The organism is Sphingopyxis sp. CCNWLW2, from assembly GCF_037095755.1.
GTDB lineage: Bacteria > Pseudomonadota > Alphaproteobacteria > Sphingomonadales > Sphingomonadaceae > Sphingopyxis.
Genome location: NZ_JBAWKJ010000001.1, coordinates 517,258 through 538,494 on the forward strand (window position 1 = coordinate 517,258; position 21,237 = coordinate 538,494).

The following is a 21,237-nucleotide window of genomic DNA, read 5'->3' on the forward strand; positions in this document are numbered from 1 at the left end:
GAATCGAGACGAATCAGGCGGCCGCGACCGCTTCGACGAAGTGGCGCGCACGTTGATGGAGCGACAGCGCCGCTTCGGTCAGCCCGGCGGACAATTTGCCCAGCGCCTGCGCACCATCGCCGACGGCGGTCGCGCCATGCCCGATCTCGCGGACACGCGCGTCGATTTCGCGGCCAGCGAAGACCGCCTGTTCGACATAGCTCGCGATCGTCAACGTCGTCGCGCTCTGCCCGTCGACCGCGCGGTCGATCGCGTCGGAAAAACCGTTGTTGGCGTCAATCGCCTTCTCGACCTCTTCAAATCCGGCCGCGACCTGTTCGACGATATCGCGGATCCGGTCGACATATTGGGTGATGTCGCCCGCCGCGGAGCGCGTCTGGCTGGCCAGCGTCTTCACCTCCGACGCGACCACGGCAAAGCCGCGGCCGGCATCGCCGGCGCGCGCGGCCTCGATCCCCGCGTTGAGCGCGAGCATGTTGGTACGGCTCGCCATGTCGATGATCAATGCGAGCATCTGCTCGATCGACTGACTCGCCGCCTTCAATGCGACAGATCGCTCGCTGGCCTGCTTGATCTTGCGATGCGCGTCGCCGCGAACGGTGCGGGCGCGCGATCCGTCGTCGACGATCTTCGCCATCGTCGCGGCGAGTGCGTGGCCGCGATCGCCGAGGTCCTGCAGCCCGGCAAGCGTCTGCGCCGTCGCGCCCGCGACGGTGACCGCATCGCGGCCCGTTTGCTGCGCGCGTTCGGACAATGTGCCGGCGACCGCCTCGACCTTGCGCGCCATTTCGGACAGCGCCCCCGTAAGCGCGGTGATGTCCTGCTGGAACCGCCGCCCGGCATCGTCGATGTGCGTCGTGCGCGCCGCACGCTCCTCTGCCAATTCGACTTCGCGCAGCATCGCGAGCTTGGCGAGCTGGCCGCTGTCGAGCGTTTCGACGAACCGCCCCGCGCGGACGAGGATCAGTTCCTGCTGCCCCGGTGACTGCGCCACGATGCGCAGCAAATCGGTCGTCGATCGTGCGACATCGGCGGTCGGGCAAGGTTCGATCATCGAGGCGATCGAGCCGCCGATCGTCGGATTCTGCATCAGCGAAAACCAGAAGGGACAAAAGAGCAATTCGCGCACCCGCTGTTCGCGAATGATGCCCACCGGCCGGTCGTCGCCATCGACCACCGCGAGCGCGCGGAGCTGCGGATTGCCGCGAAACAGGTCGATGACCTGCGACATATGCGCGTCGGCGCCGATCGCGGACGCGTGGCCCGTCGATGGCGTAAAGGCATATCCCATGGCGTTCATCACTCTCTCTTCAGTCTGCGACCTTGTTCGCGCTCCGACCTAGAGCCGCTTGGTAAACAGCAATTTAACCATTTATTTCAGTGATGTGACACACCGGCCGCGCGCAGCGCCGATCCGTCGCAATATCCTGTTCAGATCGCGGCGGTTATGCGATGGGGCGTCATCGGCGAGGAGAAGAAAATGCGCGTTTTAATCCTGGCGGTCATGGCCGCGCCCCTGCTCGCCGGCTGTTTCAGCGCGGTCAAGACGGTCGTCACCGCGCCGGTGAAAGCCGTCGGTCAGGTCGCCGACTGGTCGACGACCAGCCAGGACGAATCGGATCGCAACCGCGGCCGTGAAATGCGCAAGCGCGAGGAGCAGATGGGCAAGCTGTCGCGCCAGCGCGACAAGGCGGCCGAAAAGTGCCGCGACGGCAAGGCCGACCAATGCCAGCGCGCCGAAGTTCTGGAACATGAAATCGAAGCCTTGATGGCGGCGCCGCGTTAAGCGGATTTACCGCACCCGCCGGCCCGTCCACACGACGCGGCCGACCAGTTGCACCGATGCCATCGGCAGATCGTCCCAGCTGCGATAGTGCGGATTGTCGCTGATCACCGAAATCCGCCCCTGCCCCGGCGCGCGCGCGACGCGCTTCACCATCAGCACGTCGTCCATACGCAGCACGTAAATGCCGTCGCGCAGCCGCGCTGCGGCGTCGCCGCCGTCGACCAATATATCGTCGCCATCGTCGAGCGTCGGCGCCATCGAATCGCCCTCGACGCGAATGATGCTGAGCGCGCGCGGATCGGCACCCAGATCTCGCAACCATTTGGGGTCGAACGCGACCTCGCCCTCGACCGCTTCGCCATCGACGCTGGCGCCCGCGCCTGCCGATGCGCCGATCGCAAGTTTCGGCACCAATATCATTCCGGGCCCGCGCACCCGCGCCGGGGTCGCAACGCGCTGCACCGGCCCGCCCAGCATCGCTTCGGACACGCCGAGATAGGCGGCGATCCGCGCGCGATCCTGCTCGGCCAGCCGCCGCGGCGAACCGCGCTTGATATATTGCTGGATATAGGCGGGGTTGCGTCCGATCACCTGCGAGATGCGCGCATAGTCGATCCCCCTTTCAGCCAGGAGGCGGTCGAGCGCGGTGCGCGGATCCTGATCGAAATCGGCCATAGGGTCGCTGGGGGCTGGTCCTTCCTATTTCGTCTCTAGCAAACGGATTTTTCCTAGACAAGTAGGAAAATGAGCATCAAATAGGAAATATCCTATCGGGTGAGTCGCCCGGTTTCAGCGCGATCAGGGAGGAAAATATGGAGCGCAGCCTGCTGCAACGGATCGAGGCATTCCTGAGGGAATCGGCGATGCCGCCGAGCGTATTCGGCCGCGCCGCCGCGCACGACCCGCGCCTCGTCGCCGATTTGCGCGGGGGACGCGAACCGGGGCTCGACATGATATGCCGCGTGGAGCATTTTATGAACAAATGGCGCGCCGAGCGGCGCGCGGGCCAGGTCGCACCGCAAGGCGACCGGCGAACCCGCGCCTTCCGCCGCGTCGAGCAGGGAGCACGGGCATGATGCGCTGGTCGCCCGCCTTGCCGCCGCGTACCGGTTGCCCGCATCGGCGGCTCCGCCATCTGCTCGTCCGCGAATTGCCGCAGGGGCTGGCGCCGGGCGCGTCGACCTTTCGTCCCTGGGCGAGCGCGAGCTTTGTCGGCGCGCGCCACCTGTTTCCCTGTGTGCTCGCGGCCGGAGATAGCGAGGCGGTCCGCAGCGCGCTGCACGAGCGACTGAACGCGACCGAATGGACGCTCCCCGGACATATCGTCGCCGATGTCGTGGTGGAATGCGGGACCGAGCCGCAGACGCTGCGGATCGAAATATTGACGGTCGAGGACTAGCCGACCGACTGGCGCGTCATCCGCTGCAAGGTGCTGAGCGCGGCTTCGAGCGCGAAGTCGACTTCGGGTTCGCCTTCGGGCGACACAGCTTCGGGCACCGGGATCGCGGTGGTCGAAACGGGGGCGGCTTGCCGGCGGCGCGCCAGCCCCGCTTCGAACCGCGCGACCATTGCGTCGAGCGATTTGTCGGCGGGATCGGGCATCGGCGGCGGCGAAGTCATCTCGGCGGGTTGCAGCCAGGGCGCGTCGCCGTCGAATTCCTCTTCGGGGGCCAGATCGGCGAGCACGAGTTCATCGACTTCGTCAGCTTCGGCTTCACCCAACCACAGGTCGGGCGCAGTAGGTTCGACAATAGCACTGCCGTCGAGCCCGCCCGCGGGCAGATCGCGTCCCGCGCGGATCGGCGGGCGCGGCGGATCGTCGGGGTGCAGGTCGACGCGGCGGCGCGTCAGTACCGGTTCGTCATCGCTCTCTTCGTAACGGACGCGGCGAAAACGATCGCGCAGCGAAGACAGCCCCGCCGCTTCGGGCTTGGCAATCAGCAACGCGACGAGGCCCGCGATCAATGCGGCGAACGCCGACATGCCGAACGCGAGCGCCATCCGTCCGCCATTGCCGATCGGCTGCACGAAAAGGTCGGAGAGGCGGTCGAGATAGAGGTTCCAGCTGATCCCCGCGACCCACGAAAAGGGCATGACCGCGGCGAACAGGAAGGTCAGCGCTGCGGCGCCGATCACCGCCGGAATCGCGGGCTGGAGCGCGCGCAGCAGCGCGGTCGCCGTCGCCTTGGTCCGATTCTCGCTGGTTTCTTCCATATCGTTTCAAATCCATCGGCCCGGCGGGCCATTTGTCGTCACTTAGAATCGCAGCGCTCAGGCGCCGCGCAGCAATCGCTGGTAAACCGGCTCGTAACGTAAAATGTTTGATGACCAGTTACGATGGCTTTCCACAAAAATACGTGCTGTCCGCCGTCGCTCGGGCCACATCTCGCGATTTTCCAGCAACTTGGCGAGCGCATCGGCAATCGCGGCGGGGTCGTCGGGCGCGAACAGGGTGCCCGTGGCGCCATCCTCGATCAGCTCGCGGTGCCCGCCGACATCGGACGCCGCGACGAGCTTGCCCTGCGCCATCGCCTCGAGCGGTTTCAGCGGCGTGACGAGATCGGTCAGCCGCATTTTCTTGCGCGGATAGGCGAGGATATCGATCAGCGAATAATAACGCTCGACCTCCTGATGCGGGACACGGCCGACAAAATGGATATGCGTCGCGGCAGGCGATGCCGCCGCCTGTGCTTTCAACGCCGCCTCCATCGGGCCGCCACCGACAAGAAGCAGACGCGCCTTGGGCTGCGCGGCGACCAGTGCGGGCATCGCCGCGATCAGATCGTCGATCCCCTCATAGTCGTAAAAGCTGCCGATATAGCCAATCACCGCGTCGTCGACGGCAAGGCCGAGCGTATCGGCAAGCGCATCGTCGCGCGGGGTCGGATCGCCGAACAGTTCGAGGTCGACGCCGTTCGGCGACACGGTGATTTTGTCCGCGTCGATCCCTCGCGCGATCAGATCGCCGCGCAATCCTTCGCAGATCACCGCGACCGCATCGGCCGATTTCACCGCATGCGTTTCGAGCTGCCTCGTCAGCCAGTAACGCAAACTGCCCTCACGCCCAGTGCCATTGCCGACCGACGCATCCTCCCAAAAGGCGCGAATTTCATAGATGACCGGGATGCCGAGCTTTTTGCCGACGCGCAGCGCGGCGAGCCCGTCGAGCACCGGCGAATGCGCATGCAGCACATCGGGCTTCCAATCCCTCGCCAGCGCCTCGACGCGCTTCGCCAGCGCCCCGATCTCGCGCCATTCGCGGATCGGCGCGCGCGCGGGCGCGATCGGCGGGGTGCGATAGAAAATCAGCCCGTCGACGGTCTCGCCATCCGGACCCGGCTCGGGATGCCGCACACCCGTCACCCCCGCGACCTCCCACCCCTTTGCGACCTGCGCCTTCATCAGCGCGCGCGTGCGAAAGGTGTAGCCGCTGTGCGCGGGCAGGCTATGATCGAGGACGTGCAAAATTCGGGTCATCGTGCAGGGCTTTGACAGACAAGGCTTAACGCGGCGTCAACCCCAATAGCCTAGGCAACGCCTTATATGGTCGACAATTTTTCCCTTGGCTTGACGCACGTCCTGATGGCGATCGCGCTCTGGCGCCTGCTCCATCGCGACGACCTCGATCGCGAGATCAGCCCGCGCCTGCTATGGCAGCAACGCCGCGATGCCGAACGCGCCGAAGCGGATGCCCGCCCCGATGCGTGACCTCGCGTTCGTCGCTTTCCTCTTTGCCTTCATCGGGATCGGCTTCAGGAAGTCGTTCCTGTTCGTGCTGTGCTTTTGTTATATCGACATCGTCGCGCCGCAGCGCCTCAGCTATTTCCTGATCAACTCGATCCCGGTTTCGCTGATCGTCTTCGGGCTCGCGATCGCCGGCTGGCTCGTGGCCGACGACAAGAAGGATACCCGCTGGTCGGGACGGCAGACCTTGCTCGTGATGCTGCTCATCTATTGCTGGATGACGACCATCTACGCCGATTTTCCAGTCGAGGCGGCGGACAAGTGGAGCTGGGTGTGGAAGGCGCTAATCTGGGCGATCTTCCTTCCGCTGACACTGCGAACGAAGCTGCGGATCGAGGCGCTGGCGCTGATGCTGCTGCTCTCGGCGGCGGCGATCGCGATCGCGGGCGGCATCAAGACCGCCGCGGGTGGCGGGGGTTATGGCACGCTTCGGTTGCTGCTGAGCGAAAATTACGGGCTTTACGAGGGCAGCACCATGTCGTGCGTCGCCATATCGATCATCCCGCTGATCCTGTGGTATCGCCGTCACGGGACGATCTTTCCGCCCGACTGGATGGTGTCGGCCTTCTGCTTCGCGCTGGTCTTCGCCTGTGCCTTGCTGCCTGTCGGCACCCAGGCGCGCACCGGGCTGATTTGCCTGTTCGTGCTCGCGCTGCTGTCGCTGCGCGCGGTCAAGCACCGCCTTCTCTACATCGCCGGCGCCGGGCTGCTCGCGGCCGCCGCTATCCCGTTCCTGCCGCAAAGCTACACCGACCGCATGGAAACGATCCGCGGCTACAAGTCGGACCAGTCGGCCTCGACGCGCGTCGCGGTGTGGGCGTGGACCTGGGACTATGCGAAGGACAATCCGATGGGCGGCGGCTTCAACGCCTTTCTTCAAAATCGCGTCCGCGTCGAAAAGGAAGCGAGCCGCCCCGACGAGACGGCGAGTGTGTATGAGGAAGAATCGCGCGCCTATCACTCCAGCTATTTCGAGATGCTGGGCGAGCAAGGCTATCCCGGAACCGCCATGTGGCTGCTCCTCCATTTTGCGGGGCTGGTGCAGATGGAGCGAATCCGGCGGCGCTACCTGAAAACGCGGCGCGGCGAAGAGCAATGGATCGCGCCCCTGGCGACCGCGCTGCAGCATGGCCACATCGTCTATCTGGTCGGGTCGCTGTTCGTCGCCATCGCCTTCCAGCCCTTCATATACATGATGCTGGCGCTCGAGATCGGGCTGACGACCTATTGCCGCCGGCGTGAGAGGGAAGCGGGGTGGCGACCATTGACCCCGCACTCGATGGTGGCCGCGTGAGCGCCGCCGCCATCCCGCGGCAGATGCTGCCGACCCTCACCGGGCTCCGCGGCTTCGCGGCACTGATGGTGCTGCTCTACCATATCCGCGGCGCGATGGGGGGCTTCCTGCCCGAGCGGGTGATTGCGGTGCTGGCCGAGGGCTATCTCGCGGTCGACCTCTTCTTCGTGCTGTCGGGGTTCGTGCTGTGGTGGACCTATGGCGCCGAGTTCCGCGATCAGGGAATTCGCGCCGCGCCGGGCTTCATCGTCCGCCGGTTCGCCCGCATCTTCCCGCTCCACCTCGCGGTCCTGTCGGCGATGCTGCTGTTCGCGGTGGCGCTGCTCGTCAGCGGGCGCGACCCCGGAGCGCATTACAGCTTTGCCGAACTGCCGGCGCACTATCTGCTGGTCCAGAATTGGGGGTTCGGCAACGGGCTGACATGGAATGATCCGGCCTGGTCGATCTCGACCGAATGGGCGGCCTATCTGCTGCTGGCGATCGCTGGCGGCTGGCTGACGCGGCTGCCGAGCGGCGCGTGGAGCTTCCCTTTGCTGGTCATCGCAATGGCGGCCGGTCTCGGATGGTGGTTCGCGGCAACCGGCCGCGCGAGCATCGGCGACGATATTCCCGCGACCGGGCTGCTGCGCTGCCTCGTCGAATTCGGCATCGGCATCCTTCTTTGCCAATGGTGGACGGCGCAGCGCGAAGCGCCCCGCGGCACGGCGATCATCTATGGCACCGCACTCGGCCTCATTGGCGCCGCGGCGCTCCTCTTCGGAGTGGCGGGGTCCCAGCCGGCGGCCGTGCCGCTGATCATGGCCGCAGTGGTCATCCTTGCGCTGCAGGCCTCGACGGCGCCGCGGCCACTCTTGTCGGGCCGGATCGCGCAATGGCTGGGGGACATCAGCTATGCCGTTTATCTGTCGCATTTCTTCCTGTGGATCCTCTTCAAGCTTTTCTTCGTCGACGACCCGGCGCTGGTCCATCCGGCCAAGATCCTGGCCTTCATCCTGTTGACGCTGGCCGTGTCGCATTGTCTCCATATCGCGCTCGAGGTGCCGGGGCGGCGGATCGCCCAGCGCGCCGGCGATCGCCTGCTCGCCACCCCGCGCACCATCTTCGCCGCAGGCCGTAGCGAGACCTGACCCGCCGGCGCCGCATCGCGGGGGAACCATCGACCGCGACGAGGCGCTATGGACCCATGTCCGCCCCGCGCCTTGTCCATGTCGACGACAGCCTGCCCGGCATCAGCCGCACCCGCTCGGGCGTCGGCTGGCGTTATCGCGACGCCAGGGGAAAGATCATCCGCGACCGCGATGAGATCGACCGCCTCAACGCGATCGCGCTGCCCCCCGCCTATGAGGATGCGTGGTTCTGCCCCGCGTCAAACGGCCATATCCTCGCGACCGGCTATGATGCGCGTGGGCGCAAGCAATATCGCTATCATCCTGATTTCCGGATGGCGCGCGAGGCCGACAAATATGACCGCTGCGCCGCCTTCGGCCATGCGCTCCCGCTGCTGCGCGCGCGCCTCGTCGATGACCTGAACCGCCGGACGCTCGGCCCCGAACGCGTCGTCGCGGCGGTCGTGCGCCTGCTCGACCTCGCCGCGCTGCGTGTCGGGAACGAACAATATGTCGCGGCGAACAAGAGCTTCGGCGCGACGACGCTTCGCCAGCGCCACGCCAAACTCTCGGGCAAGACGCTCCGCCTCAAATATATCGCCAAGGGCGGTGCGAAACGCGAGGTGACAATCAGCGACCGCAGCCTCACCACGCTGGTGCGCCGGCTCCAAGACCTGCCCGGCCAGAATCTCTTTCAATATGAGGATGAGGGTGCCCTCTGCGCCGTCGCGTCCGACGATGTGAACGCTTATATCCGCGAAGCGATGGGCGATGAATTCAGCGCCAAGCATTTCCGCACCTGGTCGGCGAGCGTCGAGGCCTTCGCCTTCCTCTACGACGCGCCCGAACCACCGACCTTGAAGGCGATGCTCGAACATGTCGCGGACCGCCTCGGCAACACCCCCGCGATTGCGCGCAAGGCCTATGTCCACCCGGCAATGCTCGCCGCGGCGCAGGCGCGCGAAGACTTTGCCGCGGCGGTCGGCAACCTGCCGCGTGCGACGCGTTATCTTTCGCGTTACGAACGCGGATTTTTGACCTATCTGGAGCAGGCGCCCGCGGCCGCGGTGCTGCTCCAATCCGCCTGATCCCATTCAAGAGGACCCGACGTGAATTTCTCCATCCTTGCCGCCGCGACCACCGCCGCCCCGAAAGCTGCGCCCGCAAAGGCGGCCGCGACCGATCCGCTCGCCGACCTGCAGCGCTATTGGGACATGAGCCTCGCGTGGGTGGAAAGTCACTGGCTGCAGATCGGCATCGCGATCGGCGTCGGCCTGCTCATCTATTTCCTGCTGTCGATGGCCCGCCGCTTCGCGCTCAAGCACGCGCAGTCGGCCGAAGGCGACCTCTCGCTGACCCACATCGCCGGGCGCGTGATCCACAAGACCAAGTCGTCCGTGCTCGCGATCATCGCGATCCGCATGGTCGCGAGCTATGCGCAGCCGCCCGCCGTGATCATGCATATGGTCCAGTTCGTCTTTACCGTCGCGGTGGTGCTGCAGGTCGCGATCTGGGCGCGCGAGATCGTGCTCGGGCTGATCCAGCGCCGCGCCGCCGAGGGCAATAACGAAACGCTCAGCAACGCGATGGGCATTATCCGCCTGCTGATCAGTATCGCCTTGTTCGCGATCGCGGCGATCGTCATCCTCGACAATATGGGCGTGAACGTCACCGGCCTCATCGCCGGCCTCGGCATCGGCGGCATCGCGATCGGCCTTGCCGCGCAGGGCATCTTCTCCGACCTCTTCGCTTCGCTCTCGATCATCTTCGACCGCCCGTTCCGCGTCGGCGAGACGATCAAATATGACATGAGCACCGCGACGGTCGAACGCATCGGGCTGAAAAGCACGCGCCTCCGTTCGCTCAACGGCGAGTTGCTCGTGATCTCGAACACCAATTTGCTGAGCAAGGAGATCACCAACTTCGCGCATCTCCACCGCCGCCGGATCACGTTCAAGATCGGTGTCATCTATCAGACGACCCCCGCTATGCTCCGCGACCTGCCGGCGTTGCTCGAGGAGCAGGTCGTTGCCGGCGGCCAGGAATTCATCCGCTCGAGCTTTTTGACCTTCGGCCCGTCGAGCCTCGATTTCGAACTGATCTTCGATGTCTTCAGCGATGATTATGATGTCGTCGCCGCGGCGCGCACCGATATCGCCATCCGCGTTTTCGACGCGATGGCCAAGAGCGGCTACGAGTTCGCCTATCCGACGCAGACGACCTTTACCGCGGCGCCCGACGGGACCATGATCATGCCCTATTCCGAGTCTCCAAAGCCAAAGGCGGCGGCGGCAAAGGCAGCGAAGCCCGGCTGACGCTACGGCGCCGCGGCTGCGGGGCTTGGCTCTTGTGCAACGCGGCAAGAGATGCCTAGAACGCGCCCCGAACCAGCAATTTGAGGGGATGAATATGGCCACCATCACGCCGCAGGAACTGCAGACCAAGGTCGGTGAGCATCTCGGCACGTCGGACTGGGTGCTCGTCGATCAGGAGATGATCAACAAGTTCGCCGACGCGACGGGCGACCATCAGTTCATCCATATCGACGAGGAAAAGGCGAAGCTGACGCCGTTCGGCGGCACGATCGCGCACGGCTTCCTCACCCTGTCGCTGATGCCGCTCCTCGGCGCGAGCACCGACGGCCCCAAGGTCGGCGGCATCAAGATGGGCGTCAATTACGGCTGCAACAAGGTCCGCTTCCTGTCGCCCGTCCGCTCGGGCAAGCGCGTGCGCAGCCATGTGAAGCTGCTCGAGCTCGAGGAAAAGCGCCCGGGCCAGTGGCAGCAGACCAATGAAGTCACCGTCGAGATCGAGGGCGAGGAAAAGCCCGCCCTGATCGCCGAGTGGATCAGCCAGTTTTTCGTTTGAGCGCCCTCCCCGGCAAAGAATCTGCCAAACTCTTCGAAGAGGAACATCAATATGCGTGACGCCGTCATCGTTTCCACCGCCCGCACCCCGCTGACCAAAGCGGCGCGCGGCTCGTTCAACAACACCCTCGCCCCGACGCTCGGCGCCCATGCGGTCCGCGCGGCGGTCGAGCGTGCCGGCATCGAAGGCGGCGAAGTCGACGACGTGCTGTTCGGCGCCGCGATGCAGCAGGGGTCGCAGACGATGAACGTTGCGCGCCTCATCGCACTGCGCTCGGGCCTGCCCGTCACCGTCCCCGGCATGTCGATCGACCGCCAATGCTCGTCGGGCCTGATGACGATCGCGACCGCCGCGAAGCAGATCATCGTCGACCGCCAGGACATCGCGGTCGCCGGCGGGATCGAGTCGATCTCGAAGGTCAGCGGCAGCGGCAAGGTGTTCATCGAGACCGACGCCGAGCTGATCGCGATGCACAAGGACACCTATATGCCGATGATCGGCACGGCAGAGGTCGTCGCGAAGCGCTACAACATCAGCCGCGAAGCGCAGGACGAATATTCGTTCCAGTCGCAGCAGCGCACGGCCGCCGCGCAGGCCGCGGGCAAATATGACGACGAAATCGTCGCCTGCAACGCGACCATGGCGGTGGTGAACAAGGAAACGAAGGAAGTCAGCTTCCAGGACGTCGTCGCCGACAAGGACGAGTGCAACCGTCCCGACACGACGCTCGAAGGGCTGTCGAGCCTGAAGCCGGTGATGGGCGAAGGCTTTTCGATCACCGCGGGCAATGCCAGCCAGCTCGCCGACGGCGCATCGGCCGCGGTGCTGATGGAAGCCAAGGTCGCCGAAAAGAAGGGCCTCCAGCCGCTCGGCCGCTATGTCGGCATGGCGGTTGCGGGCACCGAACCCGACGAAATGGGCATCGGCCCGGTCTTCGCGATCCCCAAGCTGCTCGAACGCTTCGAGCTCAAGATGGACGATATCGGCCTCTGGGAGCTCAACGAAGCCTTTGCCGTGCAGGTCCTCTATTGCCGCGACACGCTCGGTATCCCTAACGAGCTGCTCAACGTCAACGGCGGCTCGATCTCGATCGGCCACCCGTTCGGCATGACCGGCGCGCGCTGCGTCGGCCACGCATTGATCGAAGGCAAGCGCCGCGGCGTGAAATACGCCGTCGTCACCATGTGCATCGGTGGCGGCCAGGGCGCAGCGGGCCTGTTCGAGGTCTTCTGATTTGCGCCTGAGTGCTCCGCGTATCGAGCCGGTCGACCTCGACCGGCTCGATGCCGACCAGCGCACCGCGCTCGAACCCTTCCTTGCCTCCGATGGAGGCAAGGTCGGCGGCGGCAAGATCCTCAACATCTTCCGCACCCTCGCCCATGCGCCCAAGGCGCTCACCGCCTTCCTCGGCTGGGGCAATTATATCCTGTCGAAGCGCAATGCGCTTTCGCCTCGCGACCGCGAACTCGTCATCCTGCGCACCGGCTACAACTGCCGCTCGGGTTATGAGTGGACACAGCACAAGCGTATCGGGCTCGATTGCGGGCTGACCGAAGACGAGATTGCGCGTATAAAGACAGGGCCCAATGCCGCGGGCTGGTCCGATCTAGATCGAGCGATGCTCCGCGCGACCAATGAGCTCACCGGCAATCATTTCGTGACCGACGCGACCTGGGCCGCGCTCGCGCCGCTCGGCGACAAGGGGCGCATGGACCTCGTCATGACCGTCGGCCAATACACGCAGGTTTCGATGATTTTGAACAGCTTCGGCATTCAGGTCGAGGACGGCTGGACCGTCGACCCCGACCTCAAAGCCTGAATCACAAGGGAGAGAGACGATGAGTGCCATCGGTGTGATCGCCACGCTGCGCGTGCAGCCCGGCAAGGAAGAGGCTTTCGAAGGCGTGTTCGCCGAACTCGCCGCCGCGGTGCACGCGGACGAGCCCGGCAACAGCTATTACAAGCTGTTTCGCACCAGCGAGGCGGGCGTGTACAAGGTACTCGAATGCTATGACAGCGATGCCGCGGTCGAAGCGCACCGCGCCTCGGACCATTTCCGCACTCTCGGCGCCAAGCTCGGCCCCTGCCTCGCCGGCGCGCCCGAGATCGAGCGGCTGGCTGCGGTTTGACCGGTTTCGACCGGTTTCTGCCGATGAACATGTGAACCCCGGCGAAAGCCGGGGCCCAGAATTCCAACACTAACCTTGCGCTTTTCCGCACTGGGCCCCGGCTTTCGCCGGGGTGCACAAAGGGCAGCTCCCCACCCCAATACCGTCGGCCGTCAGCCGACCTCGGCAATCTCCCCCGACCGGTCGCCCAGCACATAGCGGGGGCCCGCCCCGCGCTGCGCGGCCTTGTCCTCGCGGTTATAGAGGCCGCACTTCTTGAGCGAGAGGCATCCGCAACCGATGCAATTGCCAAGCAGTTCGCGCGTGCGCTGAAGCGCCGCAATCTGCGCATCGATCCGCGCACTGAGGCCGGTGCTGATCCGCGTCCAGTCGGCACCGTTCGGCGTCCGTCCGGCGGGAAGCTGCGCCAGCTCGGCAGCAATCTCCTCGAGGCTCAGCCCTAATTGCTGCGCGATCAGGATGAACGACACGCGGCGGATGTCGGCGCGCAGGAACCGCCGCTGGCCGCCGCCGGTGCGCAGCGCCTCGACCAGTCCCTTCGCTTCGTAAAAGCGGATCGCCGACACCGCGACGCCGGTGCGCGCCGCGAGTTCGCCGATCGCGATCAGGTCGGTCCGATGCATTGTCCGCGCTCCGCTTTTCCGCTTGATCTCAACCTGACTTGAGCTTTCATAAGCCGCGCGTCAACGCGAATCAGGAGAAAACAGGTGACGCACCCCTTCATCGAGCATGTGAATCTGACGGTCAGCGATCCCGACCGCACCGCCGGAATCCTCTCGGCGATCTTCGGCTGGCACGAACGCTGGCGCGGCCCTGCGCAGGGTGGCGGGCGCACGATCCACCTCGGCAGCGACGCCGCCTATATCGCGCTCTACACCGGCCCCGACGGCGAGCACGCCGATGCGCAATATCCCAAGGGCGCGCCGCTCAACCATGTCGGGGTGCAGGTCGACGATCTCGACACGATCGAAATGCGCGTGAAGGCTGTCGGGCTGACCCCGTTCAACCACGGTGACTATGAACCCGGCCGCCGCTTCTATTTCTTTGATCCCGACGGCATCGAATATGAGGTGGTCAGCTATGCGGAGCCGCGGCCGCGCTGAATGGGGCAACATCGCGAGCCCTGCCGCGTTGATCGGTCATCGAGGGACGAAAGGAGACGTTCCGATGAGCGACGACATCAAGAAACAATTCTGGAAGGCGCTGGCCGACAGCCCCTACGTCATGGTCGGCGCGACCGGTGAGCGCGAACATCATATCCCGATGAACGCCCAGCTCGACAAGGATGCGAACAGCGCCTTCTGGTTCTTCACCGCGACCGACAACCGCCTGTCGGGCGGCGGCCCCGCGATGGCGCAATTTTCGGCGAAGGGGCATGACCTGTTCGCCTGCATCTCGGGCACGCTCGTTCGCGAAAGCGATCGCACGGTGCTCGACAAATTGTGGAACAACAGCATCGCGGCCTGGTACGAAGGCGGCAAGGACGACCCCAAGCTCGTCCTCTTGCGCTTCGACCTCGACAATGCCGAAATCTGGACCGCCGACCCGAGCATCAAGGGCCTGTTGAAACTCGCAACGGGCATGACGATGAAGGAAGGCGAGCTGGGCCAGCACGCGCAGGTAGCGCTGTAACGCCTGCTCCCCCGTTCGTGTCGAACGAAGTCGAGACACCTGTCATGGTAACGCCCAGCCGATGGGCATCTCGACTACGCTCGATGCGAGCGGGTTTGTTCAGCCCACCGGCGGCCCGATCCGCCCCTCACGAAATTCGAACCCGCCCTCGCGGTCGCGCTCCAACAATGCCGGGCCGTCAAGATCGACCCAGCGCGCACGCTGCGCGAGTACAAACGCCGGCGCGATCGCAAGGCTGGTCGACAGCATGCACCCGACCATGATCGAAAGCCCCGCCGCATCGGCGGCATCGGCGATCCGCAGCGCCTCGGTCAATCCGCCCGCCTTGTCGAGCTTGATATTCACCCCGTCGTAAAAGGCCCCGATCCGCGCGACATCGGCCGCGGTTTGACAGCTTTCGTCAGCAACGAAGGGAATGGGCGCATAGACCGGATCGAGCAGCGCGTCGGCACCCACGGGAACTGGCTGTTCGATCATTTCGACCCCCAAGTCAGCCAGCGCCTCGGCCTCGCTCAAAATGTCGAGATCGCGCCAGCTTTCATTCGCGTCGACGATCAGCCGCGCCTCGGGCGCGCCCTTGCGCACCGCGGCGACGCGCAGGCGGTCGCCTTCGCCGGTGAGCTTGAGCTTCAACAAGCGATAGCCGTCGGCCTCGGCGGTGGCCGCCTGCTCCGCCATCGCGCCGGGAGCGCCGAGCGAGATGGTGAAGGCCGTCACACGCGACGTCGGCGCGCCGTCGCACCCCGCAAGCTGCCAAAGGCGGAGGCCGCGTTGGCGCGCTTCGAGGTCCCACAGCGCGCAATCGAGCGCATTGCGTGCCGCGCCGGCCGCCATCAATTCCTGCACCGCCGCACGCGCGCTCGCGGCGTCCAGTTCGGCGACATGCGGCGCGACGCGCAAAATCTGATCGCGGCACCCCGCCGCATCCTCACCCAGATAATAGATCGGCGTACCCTCGCCGCGCCCGAGCGCACCCCCACCCTCGATTTCGGCGACGACGACATCGACATGCGTCTTGGCGCCGCGGCTGATCACAAACGCGCCCGCGACCGGCCAGCGTTCAACACGCGCGCTTTTCAGTTGGATAGCCATGCGGGAAGGCTAGTGTAGATAATGATGACCGGCAAATCCCTTTCGGAACGTATCGGCGATCTCGGCCACCGCCTCGCGGTCGAGGCGCACGCCGCCTGGCTCGCCGCGCGCGACCCGCGCGTACCGTGGCTCGCGCGGCTGCTGGCGATCGCGGTCGCGGCCTATGCGCTGTCGCCGATCGACCTCATTCCCGATTTCATTCCTGTCTTGGGCTGGCTCGACGATTTGCTGATCGTCCCGCTCGGCCTGTGGGTCGTGCGCCGCCTGATTCCTGACCCGCTCTGGACCGAACTCCACGCCGCCGCCGAAACCGCGAGCGAACGTCCGTCGAGCCGCGCGGGGATGGCGTTCATCCTGCTGCTCTGGGCGGGGCTGCTCTACATTGTCTATTGGAGCGTACGGACGTCGCCCTGGCATTAAATGCGGCACGCGCTGGCGGGAGCGAATAACCATTGGCGACGAATGGTGGCGTTCGGGAAAAATTGATTTCTGGTGGGAGGGTGTGGTTACGCTCCACTCCCTTACAAAGGGCCGGATTTACAGTCCGGCTGCCGGAACTACCGGCTTTACCCTCCCATCACGAACACGCGTCTGCGTTTCGAGGCGATGGAAGGTAGCTAGTTTCTTGAAACCTGCTCATTCGCCCCAGAACCGGGGCGCGCGAAATCACCCCGTCAAATGACGAGATAATAATAAAAAAAGATCGAGCGGTTGTTCATAGGCGGCCAGCTATACCTTCGTGACCGACCAGTCAACCCGCAGATGACTATTCGATGAGGAACCGCTATCCGCCTCAGCCGCCGTGCGCGCGGATCCATTTCTCGACCACCGGCGCGATTTCCTCGCGCCATTTGCGGCCGTTGAAAATGCCATAATGGCCGACGCTCTTCGCCATCAGATATTTCTTCTTCTCGGCGGGCAGCGCCTTGGCGATCGTCAGCGCCGCCTTGGTCTGGCCGATCCCCGAAATATCGTCGCGCTCGCCCTCGATCGCGAGGATCGCGATATCCTCGATCGCGCCGACATCGACCGGCTGGCCGCGGTGTGTCATCTCGCCCTTCGGCAGCAAATGGCGCTGGAACACGACGTCGACCGTCTGGAGGTAGAATTCGGCGGTCATGTCGCACACCGCGCGATATTCGTCGTAGAATTCCTTGGTCTTGTCGGCGCTCTCGCCGTCGCCGTCGACCAGATGTTTGAACATCTCCCAATGGCTCATCATGTGATTGCCAAGGTTCATCGACATGAAGCCGGCAAGCTGCAGGAAGCCCGGATAGACGCGGCGCCCGGCGCCCGGATAATAGGCCGGCACGGTCGCGATGACATTTTCCTGGAACCAGGCGTGCGGGCGCGTCATCGCATGGTCGTTGACCGCGGTCGGCGCCTTGCGCGTGTCGATCGGGCCGCCCATCATCGTCAGCGTCTTCGGCCGGCACTTATGCTTGTTCGCTGCCATGATCGCCGCGGCGGCGAGGCTCGGCACCGAAGGCTGGCACACCGCCAGCACATGCGCGCCGGGGCCAATATGCTCGAGCCACGAGATCAGATAATCGACATAATCGTCGAGGTCGAACTTGCCGGCTTCGAGCGGCACGTTGCGCGCGTCGCGCCAGTCGGTGATCCACAGGTCATGGCCGGGCAGCATGCGTTCGACCGTGCCGCGCAGCAGCGTCGCATAATGGCCCGACATCGGCGCGACGATCAGCAGCTTGGGCGCATCTTTCGACCCCTTATGCTTGAAATGCTTGAGCTGGCCGAAAGGCTTGCGCGCCTCGACGACCTCGGTCACGCGCACCGTTTCGCCCTCGACGATCGTCTCGTACAGCTCGAACCCCGGCTTGCCGCGCGGCGCCGATGCATGCGCGAATACCTCGAGCGCCGAGGCGAACATCGGGCTGCCGCTGAAATAGCCGAGCGGATTTGCCGGATGCTGCATCACCTGCGCACCCGCGGTCGCCAGCGCACTCGCGCCTGCGAGCCAGTTCTTCTGCATGTCAAAAGCGTGATACAGCATATTCGATTCTTCCTTGCGTGACCCCGGCGGCGCTCTTCGGCACCTGCTCATTGGTTAGCAGTCTAGGGGCTCATCCTCATTGTGCAATGCATCAAAATCATTGCGAGGCGTACCGAAGTCGAATAATCTGCGGGGAACGGCGCATGATGTGCCGATGGAGTGACTATGTCTGAGATTGCGGGCGACCGCTAACATCCCGGCGTAATCGGGATGTGCGCAGCGTGCGGACCAACGGGTCCGCGCGCCTTTGTTGCTTGATAATCCCGGATAATCCCATGAATATTTCGAAAGCGGAGCAGCGCATGCTCCATGTGCTGGCGCAGGGCGGCATGATCCGCCATCGGCGCGGCGAAAACGGCCATATCGTCGAAGCTTTGTGCTTCACCCGCGATGGCCACGTCCTCGCCAATACCGGCCTGCCCTTGTTCAACCGCCTGCGGCGGCGCGGTTTCATCGGTTCGCTGAACGGCGCGCCATATCGCATCACGCAGGCGGGTCTTCGCGCGGTGCGCGCACAGCTCGACAACCGGTGACGATCGGGCGTTGACGATCGGGAGCGCGGCGCGGGTCGCCGTGCTCCCTTTTCGGCGGACAATATCGCCCCGCTTCAAAGCGCTTGAAGCCATGTGTCATTCTGCGGCGTTGAGCGGCATCGGCGGGGCTGCTAGGGCCGTCGTCCATGGCGACCACATCCGACAAATCCGAAACGCCCCGCCGCAAGCTCGGCAGCCTGCGCATGGTATGGCACTATGCCAGCCGCTATCCGCTGCAACTGGTGATTGCCGGGATCGCACTGGGGATTGCCGCGCTCGCGACGCTCGCCATTCCCTACCAATTCAAGGCGATGATCGACAGCGGTTTCATCGCCGGCGGCGGCGACGTCGCCCCGCATTTCCGCCTCTTCTACGCTATCTGCATCGCGCTTGCCGTCGCGACCGCGCTGCGTTTCTATTTCGTCAGCTGGCTCGGCGAACGCACCGTCGCCGATATCCGCCAGGCGGTGCAGCAGAACCTGCTGCGCCTCGCGCCCGGCTTCTTCGAGGAAAACCGCCCGTCCGAAATCGCCTCGCGCATGACGTCGGATACCGCGATCATCGAGCAGGTCGTCGGCACCACCGTCTCGGTCGCGCTCCGCAACACCGTGATGGGCATCGGCGGCATCATCTATCTCTTCAGCCTCTCGCCCAAACTGACCGCGGGCATATTGCTCGGCATCCCCCTCATCATCCTGCCGATCGTCCTCCTCGGCCGCCGGCTCCAGAAAGTCTCGCGGACCAGCCAGGACCGTGTTGCCGATATCGGCGCGACGACCGCCGAACAGATGGGCGCGATGAAGATCGTCCAGGCGTTCGGACAGGAAGCGCGCGAGGCCGACCGTTTCTCGGTCGCGGTCGAAGCCAATTTCGCGACCGCCAAGCGCCGCATTCGCCTCCGCGCGATCATAACCGCAACCGTGATCGGCCTCTTGTTCGGCGCGATCACCACGCTGCTCTGGTACGGCGCCGAAGGTGTCGCGCAGGGCACGATCACCGGCGGCACCATCGCCGCCTTCGTCCTCACCGGCGGGCTCGTTGCGGGCGCGTTCGGCGCATTGACCGAAGTTTACGGCGACCTCCTCCGCGCTGCCGGCGCCGCCGAGCGGCTCAGCGAGCTTCTGAACGCCGACGCGAGCATCGCGCCGCCCGCAAACCCGCGCCGTTTCCCAGAACCTCCCCTCGGCACGCTCGAATTCGCCAATGTCGAATTCCACTATCCGACCCGCCCCGATGCGCCGGCGCTCCACGATTTCAGCCTTGCGATCCGTCCACGCGAAACGGTGGCGATCGTTGGTCCCTCGGGCGCCGGCAAGTCCACGCTCTTCCAGCTCGCCGAACGCTTCTATGACCCGCAGCGCGGACAGATCCTGCTCGACGGCGTTCCGCTCACCGAAGCCGACCCCGCCGACATCCGAGCGCGCATCGCGATGGTGCCGCAGGAAACGGTGATCTTCGCCGCCTCCGCGCGCGACAATCTGCGCTACGGCAATTGGGCCGCGACCGACGAAGAACTCTGGGAGGCAGCACGCGCCGCCAATGCCGAGGAATTCCTGCGCAAACTGCCGCAGGGCCTCGACACGTTCATGGGCGAAGGTGGCGCGCGGCTGTCGGGCGGCCAGCGCCAGCGCGTCGCGATTGCGCGCGCGCTGCTCCGCCGTGCCCCGCTGCTGCTGCTCGACGAAGCGACCTCGGCGCTCGACGCCGAGTCCGAGAAACTCGTGCAGGACGCGCTTGAGGCGCTGATGCACGACCGCACGACGATCGTCATCGCGCACCGCCTCGCGACCGTGCGTGCCGCCGACCGCATCGTCGTGATGGACGACGGCCGCATCGTCGAAGAGGGCAGGCACGATGAACTCGTCGCCGCCGACGGCCTCTACGCGCGCCTCGCGCGGCTCCAGTTCCAGGACAATCTCGCCGCGGCCTGACCCAAGTTCGATCGAAGGAAATGACGATGCTCTACGACCTGACCGTCCCCGCTTGGCAAAATGGCCTGAGGGCCCTCTCGGGAGAGCTGTCGCGGGCGCTCGCATGGGGTGAGGAAAACGGCATCGGCGAATTGCAGTTCGCGGTAGCGCGCCTCGCGCCCGATATGTTCCCGCTCGCCGCGCAGGTTCGCTTCACATGCGTTCAGGCGCTCCAGCCGCTCGTCCGCCTCGCCGACGCCGATGTCCCCGAATTCGCCGAGGACGCGATCGATTTTGCGGGAATGCAGGAACAGATCGCCGCGACGCTCGCGGTCCTCGATGCGGTCGATCCCGCCGCGCTCGGCACCGACCTCGATCGCGCGGTCAGCTTCCCGCTGCCCAACGGCATGATCTTCGACATGCGCGCCTTCGACTATGTCCGCGACTGGGCGCAGCCGCAATTCGCCTTCCATCGCACCGCGGCCTATGCGGTGCTGCGCCACATGGGAGTCCCGCTCGGCAAGGCCGATTATGTCAGCTACATGATGCGCTATCTCCGGCCCGGAACGGCTCCCGCCGCCTGAGGCAGCGGGAACCCGCCAAGCTCAAATCAGACTGGCGTAATTCTGGATCCCCGGAAAGCCGAGCTTCGACCCGCCATTGCGCCGGATCGCCCCGATTGCCTCATCGACGCGCAGATAGCGCGCCCGCGCATCGGGCTCGAGCAGGATCGCGGCAGGTTCAGGACGCTCGGCCGCCTGTTTTACCAACAGGCCTAATTGGGCCAGATCGACGGCCTCATCGTTCCAGCGGATCACGTCGACGGTATCGATCGTGACGCGATTTTCCTCTTTGACGGCAATGCCTCCGGGATCACTGGGCAACATGACGTCGACGCTGTGCGTCGGAGGCGGAATGGTGATGATGAACATCACGAGCATCACCAGCATCACGTCGATCAGCGGCGTGGTGTTGATGTCGGGATCGCCATTGGGGTCGGCGCGAAAAATGCTGCGATGGAACCTGCTTCGTGTGCGCATCGTCTCTCTCCCACTCGGGAGAACGCACCGCGTTCGACGGGCGCCGCCCCCTCATCGAGGGCCCAAGACCGTCTCGCGCCCTAGACGTG

The 21,237-nt window shown here is 65.1% G+C and carries 26 protein-coding genes; 18 read left to right on the plus strand and 8 right to left on the minus strand.

Annotation, left to right across the window (positions count from 1 at the left end; translation table 11 throughout):
* Window positions 1-13: 13 nt before the first annotated feature.
* Window positions 14-1,300, minus strand: a complete 1,287-nt coding sequence (locus V8J55_RS02310) for a methyl-accepting chemotaxis protein (RefSeq protein ID WP_336444200.1) — start codon at window positions 1,298-1,300, stop codon at window positions 14-16.
* A gap of 180 nt (window positions 1,301-1,480) precedes the next feature.
* Between V8J55_RS02310 and V8J55_RS02315 the strand changes: the two genes are divergently transcribed.
* Window positions 1,481-1,786, plus strand: a complete 306-nt coding sequence (locus V8J55_RS02315; protein ID WP_058537039.1) for a hypothetical protein — start codon at window positions 1,481-1,483, stop codon at window positions 1,784-1,786.
* Between the two features lie 6 nt (window positions 1,787-1,792).
* Here V8J55_RS02315 and V8J55_RS02320 read toward each other — a convergent pair whose 3' ends face one another.
* Window positions 1,793-2,461, minus strand: coding sequence for a S24 family peptidase (locus tag V8J55_RS02320; protein WP_037517850.1), 669 nt, complete (start codon window positions 2,459-2,461; stop codon window positions 1,793-1,795).
* A gap of 137 nt (window positions 2,462-2,598) precedes the next feature.
* On the opposite strand from V8J55_RS02320, the gene V8J55_RS02325 reads away from it, so the two are divergent.
* Window positions 2,599-2,862, plus strand: coding sequence for a hypothetical protein (locus V8J55_RS02325; protein WP_336444201.1), 264 nt, complete (start codon window positions 2,599-2,601; stop codon window positions 2,860-2,862).
* A complete protein-coding gene (locus tag V8J55_RS02330; RefSeq protein WP_336444202.1) occupies window positions 2,859-3,185 on the plus strand; it encodes a hypothetical protein in 327 nt (108 codons plus the stop codon). The genes V8J55_RS02325 and V8J55_RS02330 overlap by 4 nt, the downstream gene beginning before the upstream one ends.
* Here V8J55_RS02330 and V8J55_RS02335 read toward each other — a convergent pair.
* On the minus strand, window positions 3,182-4,000 hold the full coding sequence (locus tag V8J55_RS02335; protein WP_336444203.1) for a hypothetical protein: 819 nt from the start codon (window positions 3,998-4,000) through the stop codon (window positions 3,182-3,184). The genes V8J55_RS02330 and V8J55_RS02335 overlap by 4 nt on opposite strands.
* A 57-nt stretch (window positions 4,001-4,057) precedes the next feature.
* Window positions 4,058-5,263: a TIGR04063 family PEP-CTERM/XrtA system glycosyltransferase gene (locus V8J55_RS02340; RefSeq protein ID WP_336444204.1), complete on the minus strand. Its 1,206-nt coding sequence runs from the start codon at window positions 5,261-5,263 to the stop codon at window positions 4,058-4,060.
* Between the two features lie 66 nt (window positions 5,264-5,329).
* Between V8J55_RS02340 and V8J55_RS02345 the strand changes: the two genes are divergently transcribed.
* The 9 genes from V8J55_RS02345 to V8J55_RS02385 all read left to right on the plus strand — a co-directional run bounded on the left by V8J55_RS02345 (window position 5,330) and on the right by V8J55_RS02385 (window position 12,927).
* On the plus strand, window positions 5,330-5,494 hold the full coding sequence (locus V8J55_RS02345) for a hypothetical protein (protein WP_336444205.1): 165 nt from the start codon (window positions 5,330-5,332) through the stop codon (window positions 5,492-5,494).
* A complete protein-coding gene (locus tag V8J55_RS02350) occupies window positions 5,487-6,824 on the plus strand; it encodes a putative O-glycosylation ligase, exosortase A system-associated (protein ID WP_336444206.1) in 1,338 nt (445 codons plus the stop codon). Before V8J55_RS02345 ends, V8J55_RS02350 begins: the two co-directional genes overlap by 8 nt.
* Window positions 6,785-7,951: an acyltransferase family protein gene (locus V8J55_RS02355; protein ID WP_336444207.1), complete on the plus strand. Its 1,167-nt coding sequence runs from the start codon at window positions 6,785-6,787 to the stop codon at window positions 7,949-7,951. Before V8J55_RS02350 ends, V8J55_RS02355 begins: the two co-directional genes overlap by 40 nt.
* A 56-nt stretch (window positions 7,952-8,007) precedes the next feature.
* A complete protein-coding gene (locus tag V8J55_RS02360; RefSeq protein ID WP_336444208.1) occupies window positions 8,008-9,018 on the plus strand; it encodes a DNA topoisomerase IB in 1,011 nt (336 codons plus the stop codon).
* Between the two features lie 126 nt (window positions 9,019-9,144).
* Window positions 9,145-10,245: a mechanosensitive ion channel family protein gene (locus V8J55_RS02365; protein WP_443030809.1), complete on the plus strand. Its 1,101-nt coding sequence runs from the start codon at window positions 9,145-9,147 to the stop codon at window positions 10,243-10,245.
* A gap of 94 nt (window positions 10,246-10,339) precedes the next feature.
* A complete protein-coding gene (locus tag V8J55_RS02370; protein WP_336444210.1) occupies window positions 10,340-10,798 on the plus strand; it encodes a MaoC family dehydratase in 459 nt (152 codons plus the stop codon).
* A gap of 51 nt (window positions 10,799-10,849) precedes the next feature.
* Window positions 10,850-12,031, plus strand: a complete 1,182-nt coding sequence (locus V8J55_RS02375; RefSeq protein WP_336444211.1) for an acetyl-CoA C-acyltransferase — start codon at window positions 10,850-10,852, stop codon at window positions 12,029-12,031.
* Between the two features lies 1 nt (window position 12,032).
* Window positions 12,033-12,617: a carboxymuconolactone decarboxylase family protein gene (locus tag V8J55_RS02380; protein WP_336444212.1), complete on the plus strand. Its 585-nt coding sequence runs from the start codon at window positions 12,033-12,035 to the stop codon at window positions 12,615-12,617.
* A 19-nt stretch (window positions 12,618-12,636) separates the two neighbouring features.
* The gene (locus V8J55_RS02385) at window positions 12,637-12,927 is read left to right on the plus strand and encodes a putative quinol monooxygenase (RefSeq protein WP_336444213.1); all 291 of its coding nucleotides are present in this window, start codon (window positions 12,637-12,639) and stop codon (window positions 12,925-12,927) included.
* A gap of 152 nt (window positions 12,928-13,079) precedes the next feature.
* Here the strand turns inward: V8J55_RS02385 and soxR are convergent, their stop codons facing one another.
* The gene (gene soxR, locus V8J55_RS02390; RefSeq protein WP_336444214.1) at window positions 13,080-13,550 is read right to left on the minus strand and encodes a redox-sensitive transcriptional activator SoxR; all 471 of its coding nucleotides are present in this window, start codon (window positions 13,548-13,550) and stop codon (window positions 13,080-13,082) included.
* Between the two features lie 84 nt (window positions 13,551-13,634).
* Between soxR and V8J55_RS02395 the strand changes: the two genes are divergently transcribed.
* The gene (locus tag V8J55_RS02395) at window positions 13,635-14,030 is read left to right on the plus strand and encodes a VOC family protein (RefSeq protein ID WP_336444216.1); all 396 of its coding nucleotides are present in this window, start codon (window positions 13,635-13,637) and stop codon (window positions 14,028-14,030) included.
* Between the two features lie 64 nt (window positions 14,031-14,094).
* The gene (locus V8J55_RS02400; protein WP_336444217.1) at window positions 14,095-14,559 is read left to right on the plus strand and encodes a pyridoxamine 5'-phosphate oxidase family protein; all 465 of its coding nucleotides are present in this window, start codon (window positions 14,095-14,097) and stop codon (window positions 14,557-14,559) included.
* A gap of 99 nt (window positions 14,560-14,658) precedes the next feature.
* Here V8J55_RS02400 and V8J55_RS02405 read toward each other — a convergent pair whose 3' ends face one another.
* Window positions 14,659-15,651, minus strand: a complete 993-nt coding sequence (locus V8J55_RS02405) for a dipeptide epimerase (RefSeq protein ID WP_336444218.1) — start codon at window positions 15,649-15,651, stop codon at window positions 14,659-14,661.
* Window positions 15,652-15,675: 24 nt separating this feature from the next.
* On the opposite strand from V8J55_RS02405, the gene V8J55_RS02410 reads away from it, so the two are divergent.
* The gene (locus tag V8J55_RS02410; protein WP_336444219.1) at window positions 15,676-16,071 is read left to right on the plus strand and encodes a YkvA family protein; all 396 of its coding nucleotides are present in this window, start codon (window positions 15,676-15,678) and stop codon (window positions 16,069-16,071) included.
* Between the two features lie 373 nt (window positions 16,072-16,444).
* On the opposite strand, the gene V8J55_RS02415 is transcribed toward V8J55_RS02410, so the two are convergent.
* Window positions 16,445-17,665 (minus strand): polyhydroxyalkanoate depolymerase, encoded by a 1,221-nt coding sequence (locus V8J55_RS02415; RefSeq protein WP_336444220.1) that lies wholly within the window; start codon window positions 17,663-17,665, stop codon window positions 16,445-16,447.
* A 275-nt stretch (window positions 17,666-17,940) separates the two neighbouring features.
* On the opposite strand from V8J55_RS02415, the gene V8J55_RS02420 reads away from it, so the two are divergent.
* From V8J55_RS02420 to V8J55_RS02430, 3 genes are all read left to right on the plus strand, one after another.
* Complete coding sequence (locus V8J55_RS02420) at window positions 17,941-18,198, plus strand: YjhX family toxin (RefSeq protein WP_336444221.1); 258 nt, start codon at window positions 17,941-17,943, stop codon at window positions 18,196-18,198.
* A 146-nt stretch (window positions 18,199-18,344) separates the two neighbouring features.
* Window positions 18,345-20,129, plus strand: coding sequence for an ABC transporter transmembrane domain-containing protein (locus tag V8J55_RS02425; RefSeq protein WP_336444222.1), 1,785 nt, complete (start codon window positions 18,345-18,347; stop codon window positions 20,127-20,129).
* A gap of 26 nt (window positions 20,130-20,155) precedes the next feature.
* Entirely contained in the window at window positions 20,156-20,692 is a 537-nt protein-coding gene (locus V8J55_RS02430; RefSeq protein ID WP_336444223.1) for a DUF1993 domain-containing protein, read from the plus strand.
* Window positions 20,693-20,713: 21 nt separating this feature from the next.
* On the opposite strand, the gene V8J55_RS02435 is transcribed toward V8J55_RS02430, so the two are convergent.
* A complete protein-coding gene (locus V8J55_RS02435; protein ID WP_336444224.1) occupies window positions 20,714-21,148 on the minus strand; it encodes an ExbD/TolR family protein in 435 nt (144 codons plus the stop codon).
* Window positions 21,149-21,237: the final 89 nt, after the last annotated feature.